General features: G+C 66.2%; 22 protein-coding genes. 12 read left to right on the top strand and 10 right to left on the bottom strand.

What is annotated here, in order from left to right:
- Positions 1-49: 49 nt before the first annotated feature.
- The 4 genes from argC to K7W03_RS13245 all read right to left on the bottom strand — a co-directional run bounded on the left by argC (position 50) and on the right by K7W03_RS13245 (position 3,725).
- Entirely contained in the window at positions 50-994 is a 945-nt protein-coding gene (gene argC / locus K7W03_RS13260) for an N-acetyl-gamma-glutamyl-phosphate reductase (RefSeq protein ID WP_102999719.1), read from the bottom strand.
- On the bottom strand, positions 991-1,899 hold the full coding sequence (locus tag K7W03_RS13255; protein WP_222886527.1) for a C40 family peptidase: 909 nt from the start codon (positions 1,897-1,899) through the stop codon (positions 991-993). The genes argC and K7W03_RS13255 overlap by 4 nt, the downstream gene beginning before the upstream one ends.
- A complete protein-coding gene (locus K7W03_RS13250; RefSeq protein WP_025548865.1) occupies positions 1,859-2,266 on the bottom strand; it encodes a MarR family winged helix-turn-helix transcriptional regulator in 408 nt (135 codons plus the stop codon). Before K7W03_RS13250 ends, K7W03_RS13255 begins: the two co-directional genes overlap by 41 nt.
- Before the next feature lie 61 nt (positions 2,267-2,327).
- Positions 2,328-3,725, bottom strand: a complete 1,398-nt coding sequence (locus K7W03_RS13245) for a leucyl aminopeptidase family protein (protein ID WP_025548867.1) — start codon at positions 3,723-3,725, stop codon at positions 2,328-2,330.
- A gap of 139 nt (positions 3,726-3,864) precedes the next feature.
- Between K7W03_RS13245 and K7W03_RS13240 the strand changes: the two genes are divergently transcribed.
- Positions 3,865-4,068 carry a hypothetical protein gene (locus K7W03_RS13240; RefSeq protein ID WP_007684028.1) on the top strand — a complete coding sequence of 68 codons (204 nt, stop codon included), beginning with the start codon at positions 3,865-3,867 and terminating at the stop codon, positions 4,066-4,068.
- Entirely contained in the window at positions 4,068-4,922 is an 855-nt protein-coding gene (locus K7W03_RS13235) for a PdaC/SigV domain-containing protein (RefSeq protein ID WP_222886526.1), read from the top strand. The genes K7W03_RS13240 and K7W03_RS13235 overlap by 1 nt, the downstream gene beginning before the upstream one ends.
- Before the next feature lie 95 nt (positions 4,923-5,017).
- Here K7W03_RS13235 and rimO read toward each other — a convergent pair whose 3' ends face one another.
- The 4 genes from rimO to serS all read right to left on the bottom strand — a co-directional run bounded on the left by rimO (position 5,018) and on the right by serS (position 9,749).
- The gene (gene rimO / locus K7W03_RS13230) at positions 5,018-6,400 is read right to left on the bottom strand and encodes a 30S ribosomal protein S12 methylthiotransferase RimO (RefSeq protein ID WP_170825621.1); all 1,383 of its coding nucleotides are present in this window, start codon (positions 6,398-6,400) and stop codon (positions 5,018-5,020) included.
- Between the two features lie 36 nt (positions 6,401-6,436).
- Positions 6,437-7,495 (bottom strand): potassium channel family protein, encoded by a 1,059-nt coding sequence (locus tag K7W03_RS13225; RefSeq protein WP_222886525.1) that lies wholly within the window; start codon positions 7,493-7,495, stop codon positions 6,437-6,439.
- 168 nt (positions 7,496-7,663) lie between these two features.
- The gene (gene surE, locus K7W03_RS13220) at positions 7,664-8,437 is read right to left on the bottom strand and encodes a 5'/3'-nucleotidase SurE (protein ID WP_222886524.1); all 774 of its coding nucleotides are present in this window, start codon (positions 8,435-8,437) and stop codon (positions 7,664-7,666) included.
- Between the two features lie 34 nt (positions 8,438-8,471).
- Entirely contained in the window at positions 8,472-9,749 is a 1,278-nt protein-coding gene (gene serS / locus K7W03_RS13215; RefSeq protein ID WP_222886523.1) for a serine--tRNA ligase, read from the bottom strand.
- Between the two features lie 97 nt (positions 9,750-9,846).
- Between serS and K7W03_RS13210 the strand changes: the two genes are divergently transcribed.
- Entirely contained in the window at positions 9,847-10,287 is a 441-nt protein-coding gene (locus tag K7W03_RS13210) for a host attachment family protein (protein WP_025548877.1), read from the top strand.
- Positions 10,288-10,340: 53 nt separating this feature from the next.
- Here K7W03_RS13210 and K7W03_RS13205 read toward each other — a convergent pair whose 3' ends face one another.
- Positions 10,341-11,150 carry a PEP-CTERM sorting domain-containing protein gene (locus tag K7W03_RS13205; protein ID WP_222886522.1) on the bottom strand — a complete coding sequence of 270 codons (810 nt, stop codon included), beginning with the start codon at positions 11,148-11,150 and terminating at the stop codon, positions 10,341-10,343.
- 429 nt (positions 11,151-11,579) lie between these two features.
- Between K7W03_RS13205 and dksA the strand changes: the two genes are divergently transcribed.
- Both dksA and K7W03_RS13195 read left to right on the top strand, forming a co-directional pair.
- Entirely contained in the window at positions 11,580-12,044 is a 465-nt protein-coding gene (gene dksA / locus K7W03_RS13200) for an RNA polymerase-binding protein DksA (RefSeq protein WP_025160963.1), read from the top strand.
- 65 nt (positions 12,045-12,109) lie between these two features.
- Positions 12,110-12,475 (top strand): PilZ domain-containing protein, encoded by a 366-nt coding sequence (locus tag K7W03_RS13195; protein WP_025548880.1) that lies wholly within the window; start codon positions 12,110-12,112, stop codon positions 12,473-12,475.
- 146 nt (positions 12,476-12,621) lie between these two features.
- On the opposite strand, the gene K7W03_RS13190 is transcribed toward K7W03_RS13195, so the two are convergent.
- Positions 12,622-12,780, bottom strand: a complete 159-nt coding sequence (locus tag K7W03_RS13190) for a YdcH family protein (protein ID WP_007684009.1) — start codon at positions 12,778-12,780, stop codon at positions 12,622-12,624.
- A 191-nt stretch (positions 12,781-12,971) separates the two neighbouring features.
- Between K7W03_RS13190 and K7W03_RS13185 the strand changes: the two genes are divergently transcribed.
- The 7 genes from K7W03_RS13185 to K7W03_RS13155 all read left to right on the top strand — a co-directional run bounded on the left by K7W03_RS13185 (position 12,972) and on the right by K7W03_RS13155 (position 22,852).
- Entirely contained in the window at positions 12,972-13,151 is a 180-nt protein-coding gene (locus K7W03_RS13185; RefSeq protein WP_222886533.1) for a YdcH family protein, read from the top strand.
- Positions 13,152-13,266: 115 nt separating this feature from the next.
- Complete coding sequence (locus K7W03_RS13180; RefSeq protein WP_222886521.1) at positions 13,267-13,737, top strand: DUF1465 family protein; 471 nt, start codon at positions 13,267-13,269, stop codon at positions 13,735-13,737.
- A 146-nt stretch (positions 13,738-13,883) separates the two neighbouring features.
- On the top strand, positions 13,884-15,947 hold the full coding sequence (locus K7W03_RS13175) for an autotransporter assembly complex protein TamA (protein ID WP_222886520.1): 2,064 nt from the start codon (positions 13,884-13,886) through the stop codon (positions 15,945-15,947).
- Complete coding sequence (locus K7W03_RS13170) at positions 15,947-20,128, top strand: translocation/assembly module TamB domain-containing protein (RefSeq protein ID WP_222886519.1); 4,182 nt, start codon at positions 15,947-15,949, stop codon at positions 20,126-20,128. Before K7W03_RS13175 ends, K7W03_RS13170 begins: the two co-directional genes overlap by 1 nt.
- A 2-nt stretch (positions 20,129-20,130) precedes the next feature.
- Positions 20,131-21,525 (top strand): L-serine ammonia-lyase, encoded by a 1,395-nt coding sequence (locus tag K7W03_RS13165; protein WP_319024315.1) that lies wholly within the window; start codon positions 20,131-20,133, stop codon positions 21,523-21,525.
- 172 nt (positions 21,526-21,697) lie between these two features.
- Positions 21,698-22,351 carry an outer membrane protein gene (locus tag K7W03_RS13160; RefSeq protein ID WP_025548890.1) on the top strand — a complete coding sequence of 218 codons (654 nt, stop codon included), beginning with the start codon at positions 21,698-21,700 and terminating at the stop codon, positions 22,349-22,351.
- 93 nt (positions 22,352-22,444) lie between these two features.
- Positions 22,445-22,852, top strand: a complete 408-nt coding sequence (locus tag K7W03_RS13155; protein WP_222886531.1) for an acyl-CoA thioesterase — start codon at positions 22,445-22,447, stop codon at positions 22,850-22,852.
- Positions 22,853-22,854: the final 2 nt, after the last annotated feature.

Raw genomic sequence — 22,854 nt, 5'->3', positions numbered from 1 at the left:
CATGCTGAAACGAGTCCGGCATGACGGATGGAGCAGATCGAATGTTGGCCTATAGCCGCAGGCCAGCCGTTTCCGGCAGTCCCGCCAATATGTTGAGGTTCTGCACGGCGGCTCCGGCCGCGCCCTTGCCGAGATTGTCGAGCGCCGCCACCAGCCGCGCCTGACCGGCCGCCTCATTGCCGAAGACGAACAGCGCCAGCCGGTCGGTCGCGCCGACATGCTCCAGCCGGACCTGAGTCATCGCCGCGCTGTCCTCCAGCGCTTCCACGCTGACGATGGGCGATCCCGCATAGGCGGCGGCCAACACGCCATGCACATCGGCCACCGAAGGCGCGCCGGGCAGGGCGCGCAACTGCAACGGCACCTCCACGATCATGCCGCGATAGGCATTGGCGACGGCCGGGGCGAACAGGGGCGGGTGCTGCAAGCCGGAATAGCGCAGCATTTCCGGCACATGCTTGTGGGCCAGCCCCAGTCCATAGGGCCGGAACGCGCTCGGCGCGCCCTCCGCGCCTTCATATTCCGCGATCATCGACTTGCCGCCGCCCGAATAGCCGGACGCGCCGGATACCGTCACCGGCCAGTCGCCCGGCAGCAGACCGGCGAGCACCAGCGGTCTCACCAGCGCCAGGAAGCCTGTCGGCCAGCAGCCCGGATTGGCGACGAACCGCGAATTTGCGAGCCTGTCCCGATGCCCCGGTTCCAGTTCGGCAAAGCCATAGGTCCAGCCGTCCGCCACTCGATGGGCCGTCGACGCATCGATCACCCGCGTCCGGCCATTGTCGATCAGGGCCACCGCCTCCCGCGCTGCATCGTCGGGCAGGCAGAGGATGACGATGTCCGCCGCGTTCAGCGCGTCCCTGCGCGCCGACGCGTCCTTGCGCCTGTCCTCGTCGAGCGTGATGATCGACAGTTCGGGACGACCCGCCAGCCGCTCGTTGATTTCCAGACCCGTGGTGCCGACGCCGCCGTCGATGAATATCCGATGTGTCATGTGCCGATTCTCCGCCTCGCCGTCACGGGTTCCGCGTGGTCCGCCGCCAACCGTCCGACGACGTCGGCCAGTGGCTCGATCACCACGCTCATCCAATGGGCGTTGGCATGTATCATGTTGCGCTCGTCGGTCATGATGCCGACATGGCCGGGGAAGAAGACAAAGTCCCCTCGTCGGAGCGGCGCATCCGGCGCGAGGGGGGAACCGATCCCCTCCCGCTGCAGATCGGTGTCGCGGGGCGCCTTGATACCGCACTGGCCGAGCGATACCTGCACCAGGCCGGAACAGTCGACGCCGCGATGCCCGCGCCCGCCCCAGACATAGGGCTGGCCCAGATAACGCTCCGCCACCGAAACCCAGTCGCTTTCCAGCGCGTCGATCTCCGCGACATGGCGCCGATGCACGAAGCCTTCCGCACAGGCGAAGAAATCGCCCTGCGCCTCTGCCGCGAACTGCGCGCCGCGCGGCCAGTAATCGGCAATGGGCGACTTGATGTCGGCGGCGCTGAAGAGCGGCGCCGTGCCGGTGATCACGCGGCTGTTCACCACCTCCCGCACGTCCAGCGCTTCCCGCCGGACATAGCCGACATAGCCGTCATGCCCGCAAAAGCCCCAGGCCCAGTCCGCCGTCACGTCCAGCGCGTGGAAGCTCTCGCCGCGCAGCAATTCGCTGACCGCCTGCGCCTTGGGCGTGTCGGACGCCAGCACCGGTGCGCCGGCGGCGACGCAGGTCAGTTCGACGGCGCGGGCATAATGGGCGGAAAACAGCACGCCGGCCAGCGCCAGGTCGGCCAGGTCGCCGCGCGCCGCGTGGACGCGCGTGTCGAGCCTGACCGATCGGCCGTCCAGCTTGAATCGGATGCGTTCAGGCGGTGCGTTCCGCAGGGGAGAAGTTGAGGCGTTCATCGCGGCCGGTTCCTGCGATGAAATGGTGAAAGGCGTCAAGAAATTCCGCCCCTTTTGGGGTTCGGGTGATGAAAATATTGCGTCGGTCGGTGGAGTCCCGTTCCCGCCGCAGATAGCCAAGCGCCGATAATTTGTTGAGTGCGCGGGTGATGACCGGCTTGGAGACGTTCAGCGCTTCCGCGAGTCCCCGCACCGTATGCGGCCCCGCGCCGATGTAGACGGTCAGCATCAGCGCCATCTGCCGGTTGGTGAGGTCGGGTTTGCCGGACCGCACATAATCGACCAATGTGCGCATCCATTGGCTGAGCGGCTTCAGGCCGGGACGGTTCAGCTCTGCGGCTTCAGTCTGTGCGGAATGGGCATCCATGACCCCGTAACGCACGATAGCCAATCCGGTTGCGTAACGGCCTCGGACAATCGCTTTCTTTTTACTTTTTACGGCCGTAGCGCGCTTGCAGCATATGGAAGGCGGCGCGCAGTCCCAGCGCCTCGCCCCCCTTGGGCCGCCCCGGCCGGGAGGCGGGACGCCAGGCAAAGGTGTCGAGATGCAGCCAGGGCACGGCGTCGGGCACGAACCGCCTGAGGAACAGCGCGGCGGTGATCGCCCCTGCGAAGCCGCCTTCGCCCGCATTGTTGATGTCGGCCACATCGGACTTCAGCATTTCCGCATAGCCGTCCCACAGGGGCAGGCGCCAGGTCGGATCGTCGACGGCGGTCCCGGCCGCATCCATGTCTGCGGCGAGCGCCTCGTCATTGGCGAACAGGGCGGGGAGGTCCGGCCCCACGGCCACCCGCGCCGCGCCGGTGAGCGTCGCATAGTCGATGATCAGGTCCGGCTTGTCCTCTCCCGCCAGCGTCAGCGCGTCGCCCAGCACCAGCCGCCCCTCGGCATCGGTATTGCCGATCTCGACCGTCAGCCCCTTGCGCGACCGCAATATGTCGCCGGGCCGGAAGGCATTGCCGGACACCGCATTCTCCGCCGCCGGGATCAGCAGGTGAAGCCTAACCGGCAAGCGCGCGTCCATGACAAGCTGCGCCAGCGCCAGGGCATGGGCCGCGCCGCCCATGTCCTTCTTCATCAGGCGCATGGCGGAAGACGGCTTGATGTCCAGGCCGCCGCTGTCGAAGCAAATGCCCTTGCCGACGACCGCGACCTTCGGGTGCCCGGGATCGCCCCAGCGCAATTCGATGAGGCGCGGCGCGAAGCCCTTGTCCGCGGCCTTGCCCACGGCATGGATCATCGGGAAGCCATGTTCCAGCGCATCCCCCTTCGTCACCTTGCAGTCCGCGCCGAAGCGTTCCGCCACCTTGCGGGTTGCAGCTTCCAGTTCGGCCGGCCCCATGTCGGCGGCGGGCGTGTTGACCAGATCGCGCACCAGCGCCACCGCCTCCGCCAGGCGCGTGGCCGCATCGATCTGCGCCACTTCCGCGGTCAGCAGGACGCGCGCTCCCGATCCATTTTCTTCGCTGCGATAGCGGTCGAAGCGATATTGCGCGGTCAGCCATCCCAGCATCGCCGCGCCGGCCGCGCCTTCGACCAACCGATAAGTCCCCTCGGGCAAGGCCTCGGCCAGCCTGGCAAGGCACCATGGTCCCAGCTTCGTGGCGGAAGCGACGCCCGCCACTACCGACCAGTCCGCCGGATCTTCGCCAGGCAGAATGGCGAATTCATGCGCCTTGCCCTTGAATTTCTGCGCGGCGGCCAGCGCGCGCACACGCTCCGGCTGGCTTCCCAGCCAGCTTTCCAGCCCTGGCGCATCCACGATCAGGATCGAACGGGCGGGTTGATTGTTGTCGGCTTTCAGCAGGTCGGAAAAATCGCTCATGCCCTATGTTCTGGAGAAAGGCGGCGGGTAAGAAAAGCCCAATCTTTCGTCGTCCGCGCGCCTCCTTCGACCGCGCTATCATTTGCGTCGGGCGGAGCGCAGGCATAGATTGAACGAAGTTAAAAGAAGGAGAGACATGATGATGCACAGCGACGATGGCCGCCTTCAGGCCCTGCGCGCCCGTGCCTATGCGCTGGCGGAAAGCGGGCGTTTCGACGGCGCGCATGCGGTGGAGCAGGCATTGATCGCGGAAGGCTGGCCCAATGCCGGCGCGGCGCTCCAGAGCAGCTATGCGCGCAAGGCGATCAGCGAACGGTGCATGGCGGCAGCCAAGGCCCATTGATGCGCCGGATCAAGGGGAGGGAACTGGCGGGACTGCCCCTGGGGGCGGTCCTGCTGCTTTGCGCCTGTTCGCCGTCGAAAGATGCCCGGAATGCGGGCGAAGCGGCTTTGCCGGGCAACGATGTCGCGGCCAGCAATTTCGCGAACCGCATGTCCGGCCAGCCGGAACCGCCGCCGCCCGCCCAACCCTTCGAGCAGAAGGAGAAGACCGATCTGCTCGAATTCGCCTATGGCTACCCTGCCCAGGCCGCGCAGATACCCGCCCTGGCGGAGAAGTTCGGCAACGCGCTGAAGGTCGGCAAGGCGGATGCGTTGAAAATGGCGCGCGAAGACCAGAAGGCCGCCAGCGCGTCCGGCTATCCCTTCCGCGCCCATGCGCTTGACGTCCATTGGACGGTCGCCGCCGATACGCCACGCTTCCTTGCGCTCCAATCGGAAAGCTATGTCTATACCGGCGGGGCGCATGGCATGACCGGCTATGACGCATTGCTGTGGGACAAGGCGCGCAAGCGGGAGACGGCGGTCACGGCGTTGATGACTTCGCCTGCCGCCTTCGCGGCCGCCATCCATGACCGCTTCTGCGACGCACTGGACAAGGCTCGCGCCGAAAAGCGCGGCGAGCCGGTGAAGCGGAGCGATGACGACGACTTCACCAAATGCATCGATCCGATGCAGCAGGTGCTGGTGCCGACGTCGAAGGACGGCAAGCTGATCGACGGCGTCACCGTGGTCATCGGTCCCTACAGCGCCGGGCCCTATGCGGAGGGAAGCTATGAGATCGCGCTGCCTGTGGACGGGGCCATGCGCAAGGCGATCAGGACGGAATATCAGGACGCCTTTGCGGCGGCAGAATGACGCTGCCCCCCCCACAATGCGCCGTGCCCCTGCGAAGGCGGGCGTTCCGTTCTGACGTCGGAACTGGGTTCCTGCCCTCGCAGGAACATGGTGCCCTAAACCGACGGCACTCCGTAAAGGTCATGCTCGTCGGCATCCTCGATCAGCACGTTCAGGATGCTGCCCGGCTGCAAGCCTTCGCCCACGTCGCGCAGGAAGACATTGCCGTCGATTTCCGGTGCGTCGGCCTGGCTGCGCGCGGTCGCGCCGATGGAGCCGTCCTCGTCCGCTTCGCCCACCTCGTCGATGATGACGGGCAGCACGCGGCCGACCTTCGCCTGTAACCGTGCGGCGGAAATGGCGGCGGTCTTCTCCATGATCCGCTGATAGCGTTCTTCCTTGACCTCTTCCGGCACGGCGCCGGGCAGGTCGTTGGCCGCCGCGCCCTCCACGGGTTCGAAGCGGAAGGCTCCCACGCGGTCGAGCTGCGCCTCGTCCAGCCACTGGAGAAGATAGTCGAAATCCGCCTCCGTCTCGCCGGGAAAGCCGACGACGAAGGAGGAACGGATCGCGATGTCCGGGCAGATGTCCCGCCATTTGCGGATGCGGTCCAGCACCTTCGCTTCGTTCGCCGGGCGCTTCATGGCCTTGAGGACAGAAGGCGCGGCATGCTGGAAGGGAATGTCGAGATAGGGGGTCAGCAGCCCATCGGCCATCAGCGGGATCACCTGATCCACATGGGGATAGGGATAGACATAGTGCAGACGGACCCAGGGCGGCGTGCCATCGGCGGTGCGAAGCTGCCCCAGTTCGCGCGCCAGATCGGTCATGTGCGCGCGAACCTCGCGCCCCTTCCACTGGCGCGCCTCATGCCGGGTGTCGACCCCGTAAGCGGAGGTGTCCTGGCTGATGATCAGCAGTTCCCGGGTTCCGGCATGCACCAGCTTTTCCGCCTCGCGCAGCACGGCGTCTATGCGCCGGCTGACCAGATCGCCGCGCAGCGAGGGGATGATGCAGAAGGAGCAGCGATGGTTGCAGCCCTCCGAAATCTTCAGATAGCTATAGTGGCGCGGGGTCAGCTTGAGCCCACCCTCCGGCACCAGATCGACGAAGGCGTTGGGGATGGGCGGCGACGCCTCATGCACCGCATTGACCACCGCCTCATATTGATGCGCGCCGGTGACGGCCAGCACCTGCGGGAATTTCTGACGGATCAGTTCCGCTTCATTGCCCATGCAGCCGGTGACGATGACCCGGCCATTCTCCGCAATCGCCTCTCCAATGGCTTCCAGCGATTCTTCCTTGGCCGAATCGAGGAATCCGCAGGTGTTGACCAGCACGACGTCGGCGCCGGCATAGTCGGCGGACATCTGATAGCCGTCGGAACGCAGCTTGGTCAGGATGCGCTCGCTGTCGACCAGCGCCTTGGGACAGCCCAGCGACACCATGCCGACCTTCGGCGCTTCGGGAATTTTGGTTGCCATGATCGGCGCGCACATAGGGATTTTTGCGCGCAATGTCACGGGGGCAGGAAATCAGGGCAGGGACCGGGCTTCCCCGGCGGCCGCCCCCTGCACGATTTCTATGATCAGGTCGCCGGTCTGGAGCCGGGCCGCGCCCTCTTCCCAGAAGCCGATGGCCCGCCCGTCGCGGTAGATGCGTACCCCCAGACCAGTGGCGATGGCGGAAAGCGGTTGCCCGATCTCCTCCGGCAGAACGAAGCGCTCGTTCAGCTTCACCTGACCGCCCGAAGCGGCAAGGTCCGACATATAGTCGGCAATATGCTGGCCGCTGGTGCTGCCCGCCAGCAGCAGCCCGGCGAAGCTGACCGGGTTGATCACGGTGGTCGCGCCCGCCTGCCGCGCGGGCAGTTCGTTATCCTCGTTGCGCACGACGATGCTGATGGGCAGGCGAGGGGCCAGATGCCGCGCCGTCAGGGTGATGAGGATCGAGGTGTCGTCCCGCCCCGCCGACACGATCAGCGTCCGCGCCCGGTGGATCGCGACGTCGTTCAACGTCCGGTCCCGCGTCGAATCGCCGCACAATATGTTGCAGCCCAGCGCTTCGGCCTCGGCCAGCGCCTTCTCGACCGGGTCGACCACCACGATCTCGCGCGGGTCGACGCCCCGCGCCAGTAGCTCGCGCACCGCCTCGGCCCCGCTGGTGCCGAAGCCGGTCACGACGATATGATTGTGCAGATCGGCCTGAATGCGAGCCATGCGCCACCTGTAGAGGATGTTGCGAAAAAAGAGATTATAGGCCGTGCCGAGGAAGATCAGCCAGACGAACAGGCGGATCGGCGTCACCAGCAATGCTTCGAACAGCCGGGCTTCCGGGCTGACCGGCACGATGTCGCCATAGCCGACCGTCGTCACGGTGACGGTGGTGAAATAGAGCACGTCGACGAAGCTGATCCTGCCGTCGAGATTGTCCTTCAATCCATCCCGGCCGACCCAGTGGATCAGCAACACCAGCCCGATCAGGCCGAACACCAGCCCCACCCGCCAGGTGAGGTCGGCCCAGATCGGCAGCGAAGACCGCCGCCGCAGAAAGCCCGCCGCGCTGGACGGCGGCCTTACCGGAACGATCCTCATCGGATCTTTTCTTCGATGATGCGGATGGGAGGCATCGTGGGAATGGTGAAGGCAGGAAGAAGGAATGCGCGCGACATCGCCATGTCTTTAACGCGCTGGCCCCGCCATGGCCAGATTCCGTTCCGGTCGGCTGCAAAACCATATCCCCGCCTGGGCAGGAACATGCCGTCAGCGGACCTGCTCTCCGAAGGCCTGCGCCGTCGCCGCGATCGCACTGTCCTGCGTCAGGTCGTAATGCAGCGGCGTCACCGTCACATAGCCTTCGGCAATGGCGGCCAGATCGCTGCCTTCCGGCACGGAGTCGCTCTTGCCCAGGCCGAACCAGTAATAATCATAGCCGCGCGGATCGGTGCCATGGATGATCTTCGTCCGGTCCACATCGTGAAAGCCCTGCCGCACCACGCGGATGCCCTTTACGGCTTCGGGTTCGACGGCCGGGAAGTTCACGTTGAACAGCAGCCGGGGGCTGGCCGGCATGGCGATCAGCGGGCGCAGCACCCGCTCGCCCCAGGCCCGCGCCGCCGCGAAGGGCACGGCGTCGCCCATCCCCTCCCGCACATAGACCTGGCTGAGCGCGATCGATCTGATGCCCGAGATCGCGCCCTCCATCGCGGCCGATACCGTGCCCGAATAGGTCACGTCCTCCGCCAGGTTGGCGCCGCGATTGACGCCTGACAGCACCAGATCGGGCTTCGCATCCTTCATGAGATGGCCGACCGCCATCATCACCGCGTCGGTCGGCGTTCCCGACACGCTGAAATGCTTCTCGCCATGCTGCCGGACGCGCAACGGCCGCGTCAGCGTCAGGCTGTGGCCGGCGCCGGACTGCTCCTCGCTCGGCGCGACGATCCAGATGTCGTCCGACAGCGTCCGGGCGATCTCCTCCAGCACGGTCAGGCCCGGCGCATGGACCCCGTCGTCATTGGTGAGCAGGATGCGCATATATCTGGAATCCCTTCGCTTGGGGGCCGGCAGCCTACCGGGGCCGCAACCGCGTCAGCCCGCCCATATAGGGGGCCAGCACTTCCGGCACGATCACGCTGCCGTCCTCCTGCTGGTAATTTTCCAGAACCGCCACCAGCGTCCGTCCCACGGCCAGTCCCGACCCGTTCAGCGTATGGAGGAAGCGCGTCTGCTTCTCCCCCTCCGGCTTGTAGCGAGCGTTCATCCGCCGCGCCTGGAAATCGCCGCAATTGGAGACGGAACTGATCTCGCGATAGGTCTGCTGGCTAGGCAGCCAGACTTCCAGATCCCATGTCTTGCGGGCGCCAAAGCCCATGTCGCCGGTGCACAGCAGCACCTTCCGATAGGGCAGGCCAAGCGCCTGCAAAACCCCCTCAGCCGCGGCGCACATGCGCTCATGCTCGGCCTCGGATTCCTCGGGCCTGCAGATCGCCACCAGTTCGACCTTCTCGAACTGGTGCTGGCGGATGAAGCCGCGCGTGTCGCGCCCGGCCGATCCGGCTTCCGACCGGAAACAAGGTGTCAGCGCCGTCAGCCGCAGCGGCAGGCTTTCCACCGCCACGATCTGTTCGCGCACCAGATTGGTGAGGGAAACCTCCGCCGTGGGAATCAGCCAGCGCCCATCGGTGGTCCTGAACAGGTCCTCCGCGAATTTCGGCAACTGTCCCGTGCCGAACAGGGCCTCATCCTTCACCAGCAGCGGCGGGTTGACCTCCTCATAGCCGTTTTCGCCCGACTGGCGGTCCAGCATGAACTGCGCCAGCGCGCGGTGCAGCCGCGCCATCTGCCCGCGCAGCGCGGTAAAGCGCGCCCCGGAAAGCGCCGCGCCGCCTTCGAAATCCAGCCCCAGCGCCGGGCCAAAATCGGCATGATCCTGCGGCGTGAAGGGGAAGCTCCGCGGTTCGCCCCACCGTGCCACCTCGACATTCTGGACCTCGTCCTCCCCCGTCGGCACGTCGTCCGCCGGCAGGTTGGGGATCGCCGCCAGCCGCGCCGCCAACGCTTCGGCAATCTCGCGATCCTCCGCCTCCAGGGCGGGCAGACTCTCCTTGAGCGCCGCGACTTCGGTCTTCAGCGCGTCGGCCGTCGCCATGTCCTTCTGCGCCATCGCCTGGCCGATGGCCTTGCTCGCCTCATTGCGGCGCGCCTGACCCTGTTGCAGCGCGGTCTTGATCGCGCGGCTCCGTTCGTCCAGCGCCAGCAACTCCGCGCTCAGCGGTTCAAGCCCGCGCCGGGCCAGCCCCGCGTCGAAAGCGGCGGGATTTTCGCGAATGAAACGAATGTCGTGCATGGGTCAGCCCTATGCCGTTCTGCGACCAGCCGCGCAACCCTGCACACCGCCGTCCGTTGGTGGTAAAATCAGGCGTTGAGAAAAGAGGAACGGGACGATGCAGATAGACCATGACGCGATGGTGCTGGTGGCCGATGGGCGCAAGATGCTGTTCTTTCGCAACAAGGGCAGCCCGGCCTTTCCCAATCTGGAAACGGAAGAGGTGAAGGAGCAGGATAATCCCCCCGATCGTGAGCAGGCCTCCGACGGCACGGGACGTGGGCCCAATTCGGTCGCGAGCCATCGCGGCTCCGTCGAGCAGACCAATTTCCACGATCTGGAGGAAGCGCGCTTCGCCGCGGAAGCGGCAGAATTGCTGAAGCGCCGCGCGCTCGCCAATGATTTCGAAAAGCTGATCGTCGTCGCGCCGCCCGCCGCTCTGGGCGAAATGCGCAAACATTATCACAAGGAAGTGCAGAGCCGGCTAGTGGGTGAGATCGCCAAGGACCTGTCGAACCACCCGGTGCCGGAAATCGAGCGGATCATCGCGACGAGTTGAAACCCGACCCGGCCGGCGCTCCCCCCGGATGCGCCGGCCGGGTCGCCCCGCGGTTAACCCTCGGCGCCCGCCTTGGCGCGCGCGAAACGCTTGCGCGCCAGCAGGGCCGCCGCGCCCGCCCCGAACAGCAGCACCATCGGCGGCGCCGGCACGTCGGTCGGCGGCGGCGGATGATGATGGTCGCCGCCCGACGAACTGGATGAAGAGGACGTCGAGGACGAAGACGACGTCGAGCTGCTGGTCGAGGAACTGGTCGAAGAGGAGCTGGACGTGGAGCTCGACGTCGAGGAGCTGCTGGTCACATTGCCGCTGGAGGTCGAGACGTTGCCCGAAGAGGTCGACACATTACCGGATGAGGTGGAAACCCCGCCCGTGGACGTCGAAACGCCGCCGGTCGAGGTGGACACGCCGCCCGTGGTCGAACTGGTGGAACTGGTGATGCCGCCGGTCGAGCTGCTGGTGGAGGAGATCACCACCGATCCGCCCGAACCGCCGCTGCTGCCGCCGAAGAAGCCGCCGAAAAACCCGCCGCCGCCAAAGCCGGGGCCACCCGCCAGCACCACCGGCGCGCCGCCGCCACCGCCGGACATGACCGGCATTTCCGCGGCCGCGACCGGCGCCGGCAGGGGGATGGGCGCCGCCTGGGTGGTCACCGTCACCGTCTGCGGGGCGCAGGAAACCGTCTTCACCACGCGCTGCACCTTGCGCACCGCATAATGCTTGCGGGGCGCCGCCTTGACGCTCTTCGTGCTCTGAACCCCTGCCGGACGCGCGCTTTCCGCGACATGGACGGCGCCGCCGCCGATGATCGCGCCGCCGGCGGCGCAAGCGCATAATTTAGCCAATGCCATCCGTACCGACATAGGTTCCACTCTTGTTTGTCTTCGGCCTGACGATCTCGTCACCGCGTTGCGCAGTAACGGATGCGGGGCCGTTCCCTATTGCTAACAACGCAAAACAAAGCGTTAACTTCAATGGCGTTAACTCTGAATATCGGGGTCAAGTCGAGGAAAAAACTAACAAATTATGAACTCATATGGTTAACGTCCCATTGTGATACGGCGGCCGGCCGCTTGGGCGATACGGCTGGTCTATTTTCTTTTATGATCTGCCGATGGCCGGGAATCGCGAATTTTCTGGGGATAAGCGCGCCGCAATGCGCGGCCGGCGCGCCGGACGACCGATTGCCCGCTTGTCTCAGGCCTTGGCGCTGGCTATTAGGCGCCGTCAACCACAAGTCACGGATACCCCGGCACTTTCAGCATCGGGGGTCCCGCGAGTCGGAGAGCCAGATGGCATCGGTCCTGAATTCCGATAAAGACGGCCAAAATCCGCCGAAATCGGCTGTAACACTCCCACCCGACTATCGTCCTTCCGCAGACGAAGAGTTCATGAACCCGCTTCAGTTGGAATATTTCCGGCAGCGCCTGTGGGACTGGAAGAAGCAGATTCTGGCCGAAGCGGAAGGGACATTGGCCGTCCTGCAGAACGAACCGCTCCGCGAACCCGACCTCAACGATCGCGCATCGAGCGAGACCGACTGGTCGATCGAACTGCGCACCCGCGACCGCCAGCGCAAGCTCATCTCCAAGATTGACGCCGCGCTCCGCCGCATCGACGAGGGCGAATATGGCTATTGCGAAGTGACCGGCGAACCGATTTCGCTGGGCCGCCTGGAAGCCCGCCCGATCGCGACCATGACGGTCGAAGCGCAGGAACGGCACGAGCGGCAGGAAAAAGTCTCTCGCGACGATTAACCTTTTATCCATGCCGCCATGGCAGGGTCGCCGGGAAATTCCAGTGATCTTGCAGGGCGTTGTCGATGGATAGCAATCAGGATGATGGTGATCGTGGTCCGGCGCGTTCCGGCCCGCGCGACAGCCTTTTCCTGCTCACCAATCTAAGCTCGGCCGACGGGGTTCCGCTCGGCCGCGCCCGCGTCCGCAATCTTTCCGCCACCGGCCTCATGGCCGATTGTGAGCGCGCCGTGCCCAATGGCATCCGCATTCGCTTCGACCTGCGCGGCATCGGCCAGGTCCATGGTTCGGTCGTCTGGTCACGGGAGGATCGCATCGGCATCGCGTTCGACGTGCCGATCGATCCCCAACTCGCGCGCCGCCGGGTTTCCGCGCCGGAAGGACAGCTTGCGGTGCCCGATTATCTGCGCCAGCGCCGCTTCATGCGCTGAGCGTCCAAAGCGGATTACAGGGTGGCTCGGATTGCCGCCGCCCACAAAAAAGCCCCGCAAGGCATGGCCCGGGAGCTTCTCCCGGAAGGGCAGGATCAGCGGCAAGGGACCGCCGATCCATGCCTTTCACACAGGCGTCACCGCTGTCAGTGTTGCGCCTCCATTTCCTCCTTCAGCCGAAGCTTCTGCTTCTTGAGCGAGGCCACCAGGATCGCGTCAGGCATGGGACGACTCGTCTCCGCCTTGATTCGAGCCTCAAGCCCGGCATGCTTGGCCGAAAGAGCTGAAATGTGGCTGTTTTCCATGACATTCTCCTTACGAGGGCAATGGATGAACGAGTAGATCACGATTCGCTGGCCGAGTCTTCGGGCGATTCGCGCTTTGCGACGGGCCGCTTTGAAATTTGCGATGGTTCGTGCCGGCCCGCCGGGCTATCAAGGGGCGATGGGACGGCAATGGGTGCGAAAGTAGGTGTATGGTGAGCCGCGAAGACATCATGCGTCGGCTGGAATTGTTGCGAATCGAGCATCGCGACCTGGACGGCGCCATCAGCGCGCTGGTCGATTCCGGTTCGGGCGACCAGATGCAGGTCGCGCGCCTCAAGAAGCGGAAATTGCGCCTGCGCGACGAAATGGCCCTGCTGGAGGATCAGCTCGTCCCCGACATCATCGCCTGAACGGTTGAACGGATTATGGCCAATGCGGTCCTGACTGATCCCGAATGACACAATTCGGGGTTAACGGGCCCGCATCGGGACTGACAAGGCGCCCGCTCTATGGCACATATCGGCCATGAAACTCGCCGCGTCTCTTGAACAGGGCATGCATCGCCGCCTTGTCGACGGTCTCTATGTCGAAGCCATGGTGATGGCGGATGAAGCGCGCGCCTATTTCGATGTGCGTGAGGGAGGCGATCCGGAGACGGACGATCCGCTTCGCCGCGTCGCCTTCGCCTGCGAATCGCTCAAGGTCACGACGCGCCTCATGCACATCATCGCCTGGTTGCTGAGCCAGCGCGCCTGGCAACGGGGGGAACTCAGCGATGCGGAGATGCTGGACGAGAAATACCGCCTCGGCCATGCCGCGACCACCGATCCTTCGGTGGCCGGCAACTTCCCCTTCGCCGCCCGCGCATTGATAGAGGCAAGCCAGGACCTTTACGAAAGGGTCGCCCGCCTTCAGGATCGCATGGCGCGTCCGCGGGCGCAGGCGGAACCCAATCCGGCCCGGGCATTGATGGATCGGCTCAACGCCGCCTTCTGACGGGGGGGGTCGCTGGGGCGGGTCGGCAGGAGCGGGGTTACACATCTCCACGCCATCCAGCCTTTCAGCCTAAATCCCCGCACAGCCTGTCCCGCCATGATCTTGGGGGCTGGCCATCCGCCCGATTTCTGGTCTAGATCAGCGCTATGAATACCGGTTTGCGGACCTGCCGCCGCATTTCAGGCCTGCCGCAAGCTGCTCTTCTCGTGCCGCTGCTTCTGCTCGCGCCTGTCGCTCATGCGCAGGCGGCGGCGCAGGCCGGCGCCCAGCCGGTTCCCGATCAGCCCGATCTGGATCCCAATCTGGCCCCCATGCCCGACATCGGCGTCGACTGGCCGGACATGGGACAGCCCGACATCGTCACGCCCATGGTCGAACTGCCGCCCCAGTCTTCCGACGTGCCGCAGCAGGCGGTCGCGCCCGAAGCGGCCGAGGAACAGGCTGAGGAGGCCGTCACCTTTGCGGATACGGGCGCGGACACGGGTGAGGAGCGCCGCTACACCGTCGCGATGACAGGCGTGGAGGAGATTGCCGACGCCCAGTTCACCACCCGCTTCAACGAACTGTCGGTGCTGCATCAGGGCGAGGGGAAGCCCGCAAATCTCGCCCAGATCAACCGCCGGATCAAGGAGGACAGCGACCTGCTCGACCGGTTGCTGCGCGCCAAGGGCTATTATGCCGCGCGCATTCGCGGCGCCGTGACGCCGCCGGCGGCGGGCAGCGACAGGCTGGCGGTCACCTTCCGGATCGTGCCGGGCGCGCGCTATCTGCTGTCGTCCGTCGACCTGAAGGGCCTGGAGAGCACCGGCGAGCGCGAACCGGAATTACGGTCCGCCTTTCCGCCCAGGGCGGGCGATCCGGTCGATGCCGACGCCATCCTCGCCGGCCAGCAATCCCTGGCCGTCGCGCTGCTCGAGAACGGATTTCCCTTCGGCAAGGTCGAGGAACCGGAAGTCCGCATCGACCATGAGGAGCGCAAGGGCGATCTGGACATCGTCGTCAATCCCGGCGCCTACCGCACCTTCGGCAGGATCGTCATGGCCAATGATGCGCTGTTCAGCGCCCGCCATGTCCAGCGCATCGCCCGCTTCCGTCCCGGCGACACCTATATGGCATCCGATGTCGAAGACCTGCGGCAGGCGCTGATCGCCACCGGGCTCGTTTCATCGCTGACCATGACCCCCAGGGATGCGGGAGACGGCGAGCATGTCGACCTGGCCATCGACGCCCGGCCGGCGCCGCTGCGCACCATAGCGGGCGAACTGGGCTATGGCACCGGGGAGGGTTATCGCGCAGAGGTGAGCTGGGCGCACCGCAATTTCTTCCCGCCGGAAGGGGCGGTGACTGTGCGCGGGGTGATCGGCACGCAGGAGCAGACGGCGTCCTTCACCTATCGCCGCAACAATTTCCGCCGTCGCGACAATGTGCTGACGGGCCTGCTCTCCGTCAGCAACATCAAGCGGGACGCCTATGACGCGCGCACCATAACCCTGTCGGGCGCGCTGGAGCGGCAGACCAACATATTGTTCCAGAAGAAATGGGTCTGGCGCATCGGCGGCGAGCTGATCGCGTCGGACGAAGCGGATGCGTTCAGCAACGGCAGCCGGCGCACCTTCCTGATCGGCGCCATTCCATTGAGCCTCACCTATGACGGCAGCGACGACCTGCTGAACCCCAGCCGGGGGTTCCGCCTGGGCGGCCGGCTCAGCCCCGAACTGTCCTTCCAGAACAGCACCTTCGGCTATGCCCGCGTGCAGCTTGACGGCAGCGTCTATCAGCCGATGAACGACCGGATCGTGCTCGCGGCCCGTGCGCGTTTCGGCACCATATTGGGGTCCACGGTCGACCGGATCGCGCCCTCGCGGCGCTTCTATGCCGGCGGCGGCGCTTCGGTGCGCGGCTATGGCTATCAGGCGATCGGCCCGCGCTACGGCCCGAACGACGATCCGGTCGGCGGCAAGAGCCTGGCGGAATTCTCGCTGGAATCGCGCATCCGCTTCGGCAATTTCGGCGTCGTGCCCTTTGTCGACGCCGGCAACATCTCGACCAGTTTCCTGCCGCGCTTCCGCGACCTGCGCATCGGCGCGGGGCTGGGCGTGCGCTATTACAGCAGCTTCGGCCCGATCCGCATCGATGTCGGCACGCCGCTCAATCCGCAGTCGGGCGATCCGAAGATCGCCGTCTATGTCTCGCTGGGGCAGGCCTTCTGATGGCCGGGGAGACGCCCGCCGCGCCGCCGCCGCCGCGCCGCCGCCGCGCCTGGGACGGCCGCTGGCAGCGTTGGGTCGCCGGCATTCTCGCCACGCTGCTGCTGATCGCCGCCGGCGCGCTGGCCTGGCTCGACACCGTGCCGGGCCATCGCTTCCTCGTCTCCCGCATTGCGAAGATCAGCCCGCCTTCGGGCCTGCGCATCCATGTCGACCGGATCGACGGCAGCATCTACCGCAAGGCCGTTCTCCATGGCCTGACCCTGTCCGATCCCAAGGGCGCCTTCCTTGACGCCCCGCGCGTGGAACTGGACTGGTGGCCCTTCGCCTGGCTCTCCAACCGGCTTGATATAGACCGCCTGGTCATTCCGCAGGCGACGCTGCACAAGCTGCCCAAGCTCAATCCCAGCGAGCGGGAGGGGCCGATCCTTCCCGGCTTCGACATCCGGCTGATGCAATTTTCGGTCGGGCGCCTCATCATGGAGCGGGGCATCACGGGCAAGGTGCAGCAGGCGACGCTTTCCGGCGATGCGGACATTCGCGGCGGCCGCGCCATTATCGATCTTTCCGCCCGGGTGTTGAACGGAGAGGATGCGCTCAACATCGCGCTCGACAGCCGGCCCGACGATGACAAGTTCGACCTCGACGTCACGGTGAACGCACCCAGGGGCGGCGTCCTTGGAATCATGGCCGGGTTGAAGCAGGACGCCAATCTCCGCATCCAGGGGCAGGGAAGCTGGACCCGCTGGAACGGCCGCCTGGCGGGCACGCTGGACAGCGAACCCGCCATAGACCTGAAGCTGGCGGCCCGCAGCGGCACCTATACGGCCGCCGGCACCGTCGAGGGAGCCGCCATGGCGGGACAGGGCCTTGTCCAGCGCCTTTCCGCGCCGCGCCTCGCCATCCAGGCGAGCGGATCGATGGCCGACCGGGTGATCGACGGCAAGCTGTCGCTCCGCTCCGCCGCGATCGACCTCAGCGCGGACGGCGCCATCGACCTGCGCAACAATGCGCTCGACAATCTGCTGGTCGATGTGAAGCTCGCCCGCCCGCAGGCTTTGCTCAAGTCGATGGGCGGCCGGGATATTGCGGCGCGCATCCGGCTGGATGGCCCGCTCTCGGGCTTCGGCTATGAATATCTGCTCACTGCCAGGCAACTCGCCTTCGGCAAGACCGTGATCCACGATGTCCGCGCCGACGGCAAGGGACGCAGGGCGAAGGGCGGCCCGGCGCTGATCCCCGTCCATCTGCGCGCCCGGCGCCTCGATGGCCAGGGCCCGCTGGTAGAGGGGATCATCCGCAATTTCGACCTGAACGGCGTGTTGCAGCTCAGGAACCAGCAGGTCGTCAGCAATCCGATGACGGTGCGGTCCGACAAGCTGCACGGCAGGCTGCTCTTCCTCGCCGACCTGAAATCGGGGCGTTACGACATCGGCCTGGACGGTCAGATCAGCGGCTTGGCCATTCGCGGCCTGGGCGTCGTCGACCTGACGTCGAAGCTGCGCGCCGTGCCCGGCCCCCGGGGCGCCTTCACCTTGAGCGGCAATGCGATGGCGCGGATGCGGCGGCTGGACAACAGCTTCCTGCGGTCGCTGGGCGGCGGCCTGCCGGTGTTGCGCAGCGGCCTGTCGCTCGGACCGGACGGGGAGCTTCAGTTCACCGGCCTCCGCCTGGAGGCGCCGCTGCTAACGCTGTCGGCCAAGGGCTATCGCCGCCGCGACGGCACGTTCCATTTCGAAGGCAATGGCCAGCATGGAAGCTATGGTCCGCTGCGCCTGATCCTGGACGGCAGGATCGACCGTCCGACCGTCGATGTCGTGCTGCAGAGCCCGCTGAAGGCGCTTGGCGTCACGGACATGCACGCCCATCTGGTTCCCGATGCGGCGGGTTACGCTTTCACGGCGGAGGGGGGATCGACGCTCGGTCCCTTCACCGGCAACGGCGCGATCCTGCTGCCGCCCGGCGGCCAGGCGATCGTCCGCATTGCCCGCGTGGCCGCATCGGGCGTCAGCGCCAGCGGCGACCTGCGCCCGGTGACCGGCGGGCTGGACGGCGTGCTGAACGTCAGCGGCCCCGTGACCGGCACCGTCGCCTTTGCCCCTGTAAACGGCGTTCAGCAGCTGAAGCTCGCCCTCACCGCCACCGACGCCAGTTTCGACGGCCCGACCAGCATCGCCGTGCGCCGGGGCAGGCTGGATGCCACGATCCTGCTCGACCCTTCCGGCACGACGATCGGCGCCACGGCGCAGGCGCGGGGCCTGCGCATCGGTGCGATCCAGATCGGCCGCCTTGCGGCCAATGCCGATCTGGTCGACGGCAGCGGCAAGGTGACGGCCAGCCTATCCGGCCAGCGCGGCCGCCTCTTCGACCTCAGCGGCGAGGCGCAGGTCACGCCCGACCGCATCCAGCTTCAGGCCGGCGGCACCATCGACAAGCGGCCGATCAAGCTCAATCGCCCCGCCATATTCACCCGCACCCAGGACGGCTGGCGCCTGGACCCCGCATCGATAGGCTTTGCGGGCGGATCGCTCCAGCTTGGCGGCGAACTCAGCGGCCAGACCACCAGCATAGAGGCGCGGCTGCAGAAACTGCCGCTTTCGCTGCTGGACATCGCCTATGACGATCTGGGCCTTGGCGGCACGGCGACCGGCTCGCTCAGCTATGTGCATACGCGCGGCGGCATGCCGACGGGGAAGGCCGAACTGCGCGTGCGCGGCCTTTCCCGCTCCGGCCTGTCGCTGAGTTCCCGTCCCGTGGATGCGGGCGTCAACGCGGTCCTCAGCCATGACCGTCTGGCCACCCGCATGATATTCGTCGCGAACGGCCAGACCATCGGCCGGTCGCAGGCGCTGCTCATGCCGCTCGGCACCGAAGGCACTCTGGTGGAGCGGCTCAACCGCGCGTCCCTGTTCGCGCAGCTTCGCTACAATGGCACCGCCGACACGCTCTGGCGCCTGACGGGGGTGGAGATCGTGGACATATCCGGCCCGGTCAGCGTCACCGCCGACGCGCGCGGCACGCTGGGCGACCCCGTCATCGCGGGGTCTCTCGCGACGGACAATGCCGCGATCAACAGCCCCGTCACGGGCATGCGGCTGCACGGCGTCAAGGCGCGGGGCCGCTTCTCCGGCGCGCAGCTCGTCATGACCGGCTTCAGCGCCGCCGCGCAAAATGGCGGCACGGTCACCGGGACGGGCAGCTTCATCTTCAACGGCATAGCGGGGGTCGGCATGGACCTGCGCCTCCAGGCGGAGAATGCCGCGCTCCTCGAACGGGACGACATCGCCGCCACCGTCACCGGCCCGATCACCATCGCCTCCACCGGCAAGGGCGGCACCATCGGCGGCGACCTGATCCTCAACCGCAGCCGCTTCACCATGGGGCGCGCCGCCGCCGTGGCGCAGATTCCCGAACTGCGCGTGATCGAGATCAACCGTCGCGGCGACGAGATAGAGCGGCCCCGCACCAGCATTCCCTGGGACCTCGCGATCAAGGCGCGCGCCCGCAACCGCCTGACCGTCACGGGCCTTGGCCTTGAGAGCGAGTGGCGCGCCAATCTGGACATCGGCGGCACGGTCACGAGCCCGGCTATTGCGGGCACCGCCGATCTCGTCCGCGGCACCTATGACTTCGCCGGCCGCCGCTTCGACCTCAAGGAAGGCAAGATCCAGTTCGACGGCCGCACCCCCGTCAACCCAACGCTCGACATCGATGCGGAGGCGGATGTCAGCGACCTCACCGCCACCATTCATGTCGGCGGCACGGGCCTCAAGCCCGTGATCAGCTTCACCAGCGTGCCCGCGCTGCCGCAGGACGAACTGCTGTCCCGCATCCTCTTCGGCACGTCGATCACCAACCTGTCCGCGCCCGAGGCGCTGCAACTCGCCTCGGCCGTGGGTTCGCTTCAGGGGCAGGGCGGCCTCGACCCGATCAACGCCGTGCGCAAGGCGGCGGGGCTCGACCGGCTGCGCATCATCGCCGCCGATCCGACGCAGGGGCAGGGCACCTCCATCGCGGCGGGCAAATATCTGACCCGCAAGACCTATGTGGAACTGATCACCGACGGGCAGGGCTATTCCGCGACCCGCATCGAATATCAGGTCACGCGCTGGCTCTCGCTGCTCGGCGCCATCTCCACCCTTGGCCGCGAAAGCGCCAACGTCCGTGTCTCAAAGGATTATTGAACGTGACCAAATCCCGCATCGATGCGGCCGCCGCGATCAGCGTGATGGACCTGTTCACCATCGGCATCGGGCCGTCCAGTTCGCACACGGTCGGGCCGATGCGCGCCGCGCTGATGTTCATGGACTCGCTGCCCGCCATCCCGGCCCGCGTGCAATGCGAACTCTATGGATCGCTCGCCCTCACGGGCAGGGGCCACGCTACCGACATGGCGATCCTGCTCGGCCTCTCCGGCCAGCGTCCCGACAGCGTCGATCCCGACGCCATTGCCGGCATCCTCGCCACCATCCGCAGCGAGCGCCGCATCCGTGCGGGCAGCGTGGAGGACCGCTTCGTTCCCTTCGACGAAACGACCGACCTCCTCTTCCGCATGGGAGAGTTTCTGGAGGCGCACAGCAACGGCATGCGCTTTTCAGCCTGGTTCGACGGGCAGGAGGAGCCGCTGGTCCGCGATTATTATTCGGTCGGCGGCGGCGCGGTCCTGCCGGGCGCGGAGGCGATCGCCGCCGACGCGCCGCTCGGCCATAATGTCGTCCAGCCCTATCCCTTCTCCTCCGGCGCGGAAATGCTGGCGCTGGGGGAGAGCACCGGCCTCAGCATCGCCACGCTGGTCCTGCGCAACGAGGGGGCCTGGCGCGCGCCGCGGGAAACCGAAGCCTTCCTCGACAGCGTGATCGACGCGATGAGCGCGTCCATCGATCGCGGCCTGAAGGAAGAGGGGTTGCTGCCCGGCGGGCTGAAGGTCCGACGCCGCGCCCGCGCCATCCATAACCGGCTGGTGCTCCAGCAAAATGCCCTCGGCCCGGCGCAGATCTTCGAATGGGTCAGCCTCTTCGCGCTGGCGGTGAATGAGGAAAATGCCGCCGGCGGGCGCGTCGTCACCGCTCCGACCAACGGAGCGGCGGGCGTCATCCCCGCCGTATTGCATTATTATCGCCGCTTCGTCCCCGGCGCCGACCGGGAGGGGGAGCGCCGCTTCCTGTTGACCGCGGCGGCCATGGGCTTCCTCTACAAGAAGCGCGCCTCCATCTCAGCCGCCGAAATGGGCTGCCAGGGGGAAGTGGGCGTCGCCTGCTCCATGGCTGCCGCAGGTCTTGCCGCCGTGTTGGGCGGCACCAACCAGCAGGTCGAAAATGCCGCGGAGATCGGCATGGAGCATAATCTCGGCCTCACCTGCGATCCCATCGGCGGGCTGGTGCAGATCCCCTGTATCGAGCGCAACACCATGGGCGCCGTGAAGGCGATCAACGCGGCCTATCTCGCGCTCCAGGGCGATGGCCGCCATATCGTCAGCCTGGACGCGGTGATAGAAACCATGCGCCAGACCGGCGAGGACATGGCGAGCCGCTACAAGGAAACGAGCCTTGGCGGACTGGCCGTCAATGTCGTGGAATGTTGATCAACTCACCGCCTGCACGCCTCAGCTACGCGGCGAACCGAGCTGGTTTTGTGGCATAAAGGACACAAATTCAGTTGTTTATCTCAGGTTCATGCAACCTCCAGGGACTTCCATGACTTCACCGTCTCCCCGGCTGACAGGGGATTGAGAAGATAAAGTGGAGTACCCGAATATGCGTAAGATCCTGGCCGCAACCCTCCTGACCGGTGCAGCGGTCGCAAGCCCCGCTCTGGCGCAGGACGTCAATCCTACCTTCACCGGCCCGCGCGTCGAGGCGATACTGGGCTACGACCATACCGGCGCCGGCAGCAGCGTGGACAATGACAATGGCCGCGACGACCAGTCGATCGACGGCCTGCTCTACGGCGTGGGCGCCGGCTATGACGTGAACCTTGGCAGCGCGGTGGTCGGCGTCGAGGGCGAATATACCGACTCCACCTCGAAGAGCGGCCGATCGGACCCCACCGACCAGTTCGGCTTCGGCCGCGTCAAGCAGGGCCGCGACCTCTATATCGGTGCGCGGGCGGGCATATTGGCCAGCCCGAACACGCTGGTCTATGTCAAGGGCGGCTACACCAACACGAAGCTGGACGTGCTGGCCGGCAACACCAATGTCGAAACCGACACCAATTTCAAGCTGGACGGCTGGCGCATCGGTGCGGGCGTGGAGCGCGCCATCAACGCCAATACCTTCGCCAAGCTCGAATATCGCTATTCCAAATATGAGGATGCGCATATCGACTTCGCCAACGGCACGACGACCGACGAATTCGGCATCGACACCGACCGGCACCAGATCGTCGCGAGCCTGGGCTGGCGCTTCTGACGGGAGGGAGGGGCCGGTCGTTCCGGCCCCTTCGCCCCACGGCATGGCGCGCCGTCCTGTCGCCCTGCCTTCGAACCTGCTATGACGCTGCCCGTGCACAACGCCATTCCCCATCTTTATTCCGTCGGCATAGAGCCGGACGACATCGACTTCATGGGTCATGTCAACAATGCGAGCTATCTGAAATGGGTTCAGGCGGCCGTACTCGACCATTGGCGGGCGCTCGCTCCCACCGAGGCGGTTGCCCAGCATCTATGGGTCGCGCTCAAGCATGAGATCACCTATCGCAAGCCGACCTTCCTCAACGACGACGTCATCGCGACCGTCCTGCTGGAAAAGGTGCAGGGCGCGCGCGCCTTCTACGAAACGGTGATCCGCCGTGGCGAGGAAGTGCTGGCGGAGGTGAAGTCGAGCTGGTGCTGCCTCGACGCCTCCACGCTGCGTCCGGCGCGCCTGGCGCGGGAGGTGATCCAGCATTTCTTCGCGCCGGACGGAACGTGACG

Origin of the sequence: Sphingobium sp. PNB, from assembly GCF_019873065.1 — a bacterium.
Lineage (GTDB): Bacteria > Pseudomonadota > Alphaproteobacteria > Sphingomonadales > Sphingomonadaceae > Sphingobium > Sphingobium fuliginis.
Note: the sequence above shows the minus strand (reverse complement) of the source record. Positions and strands in the feature narration are given on the sequence as shown.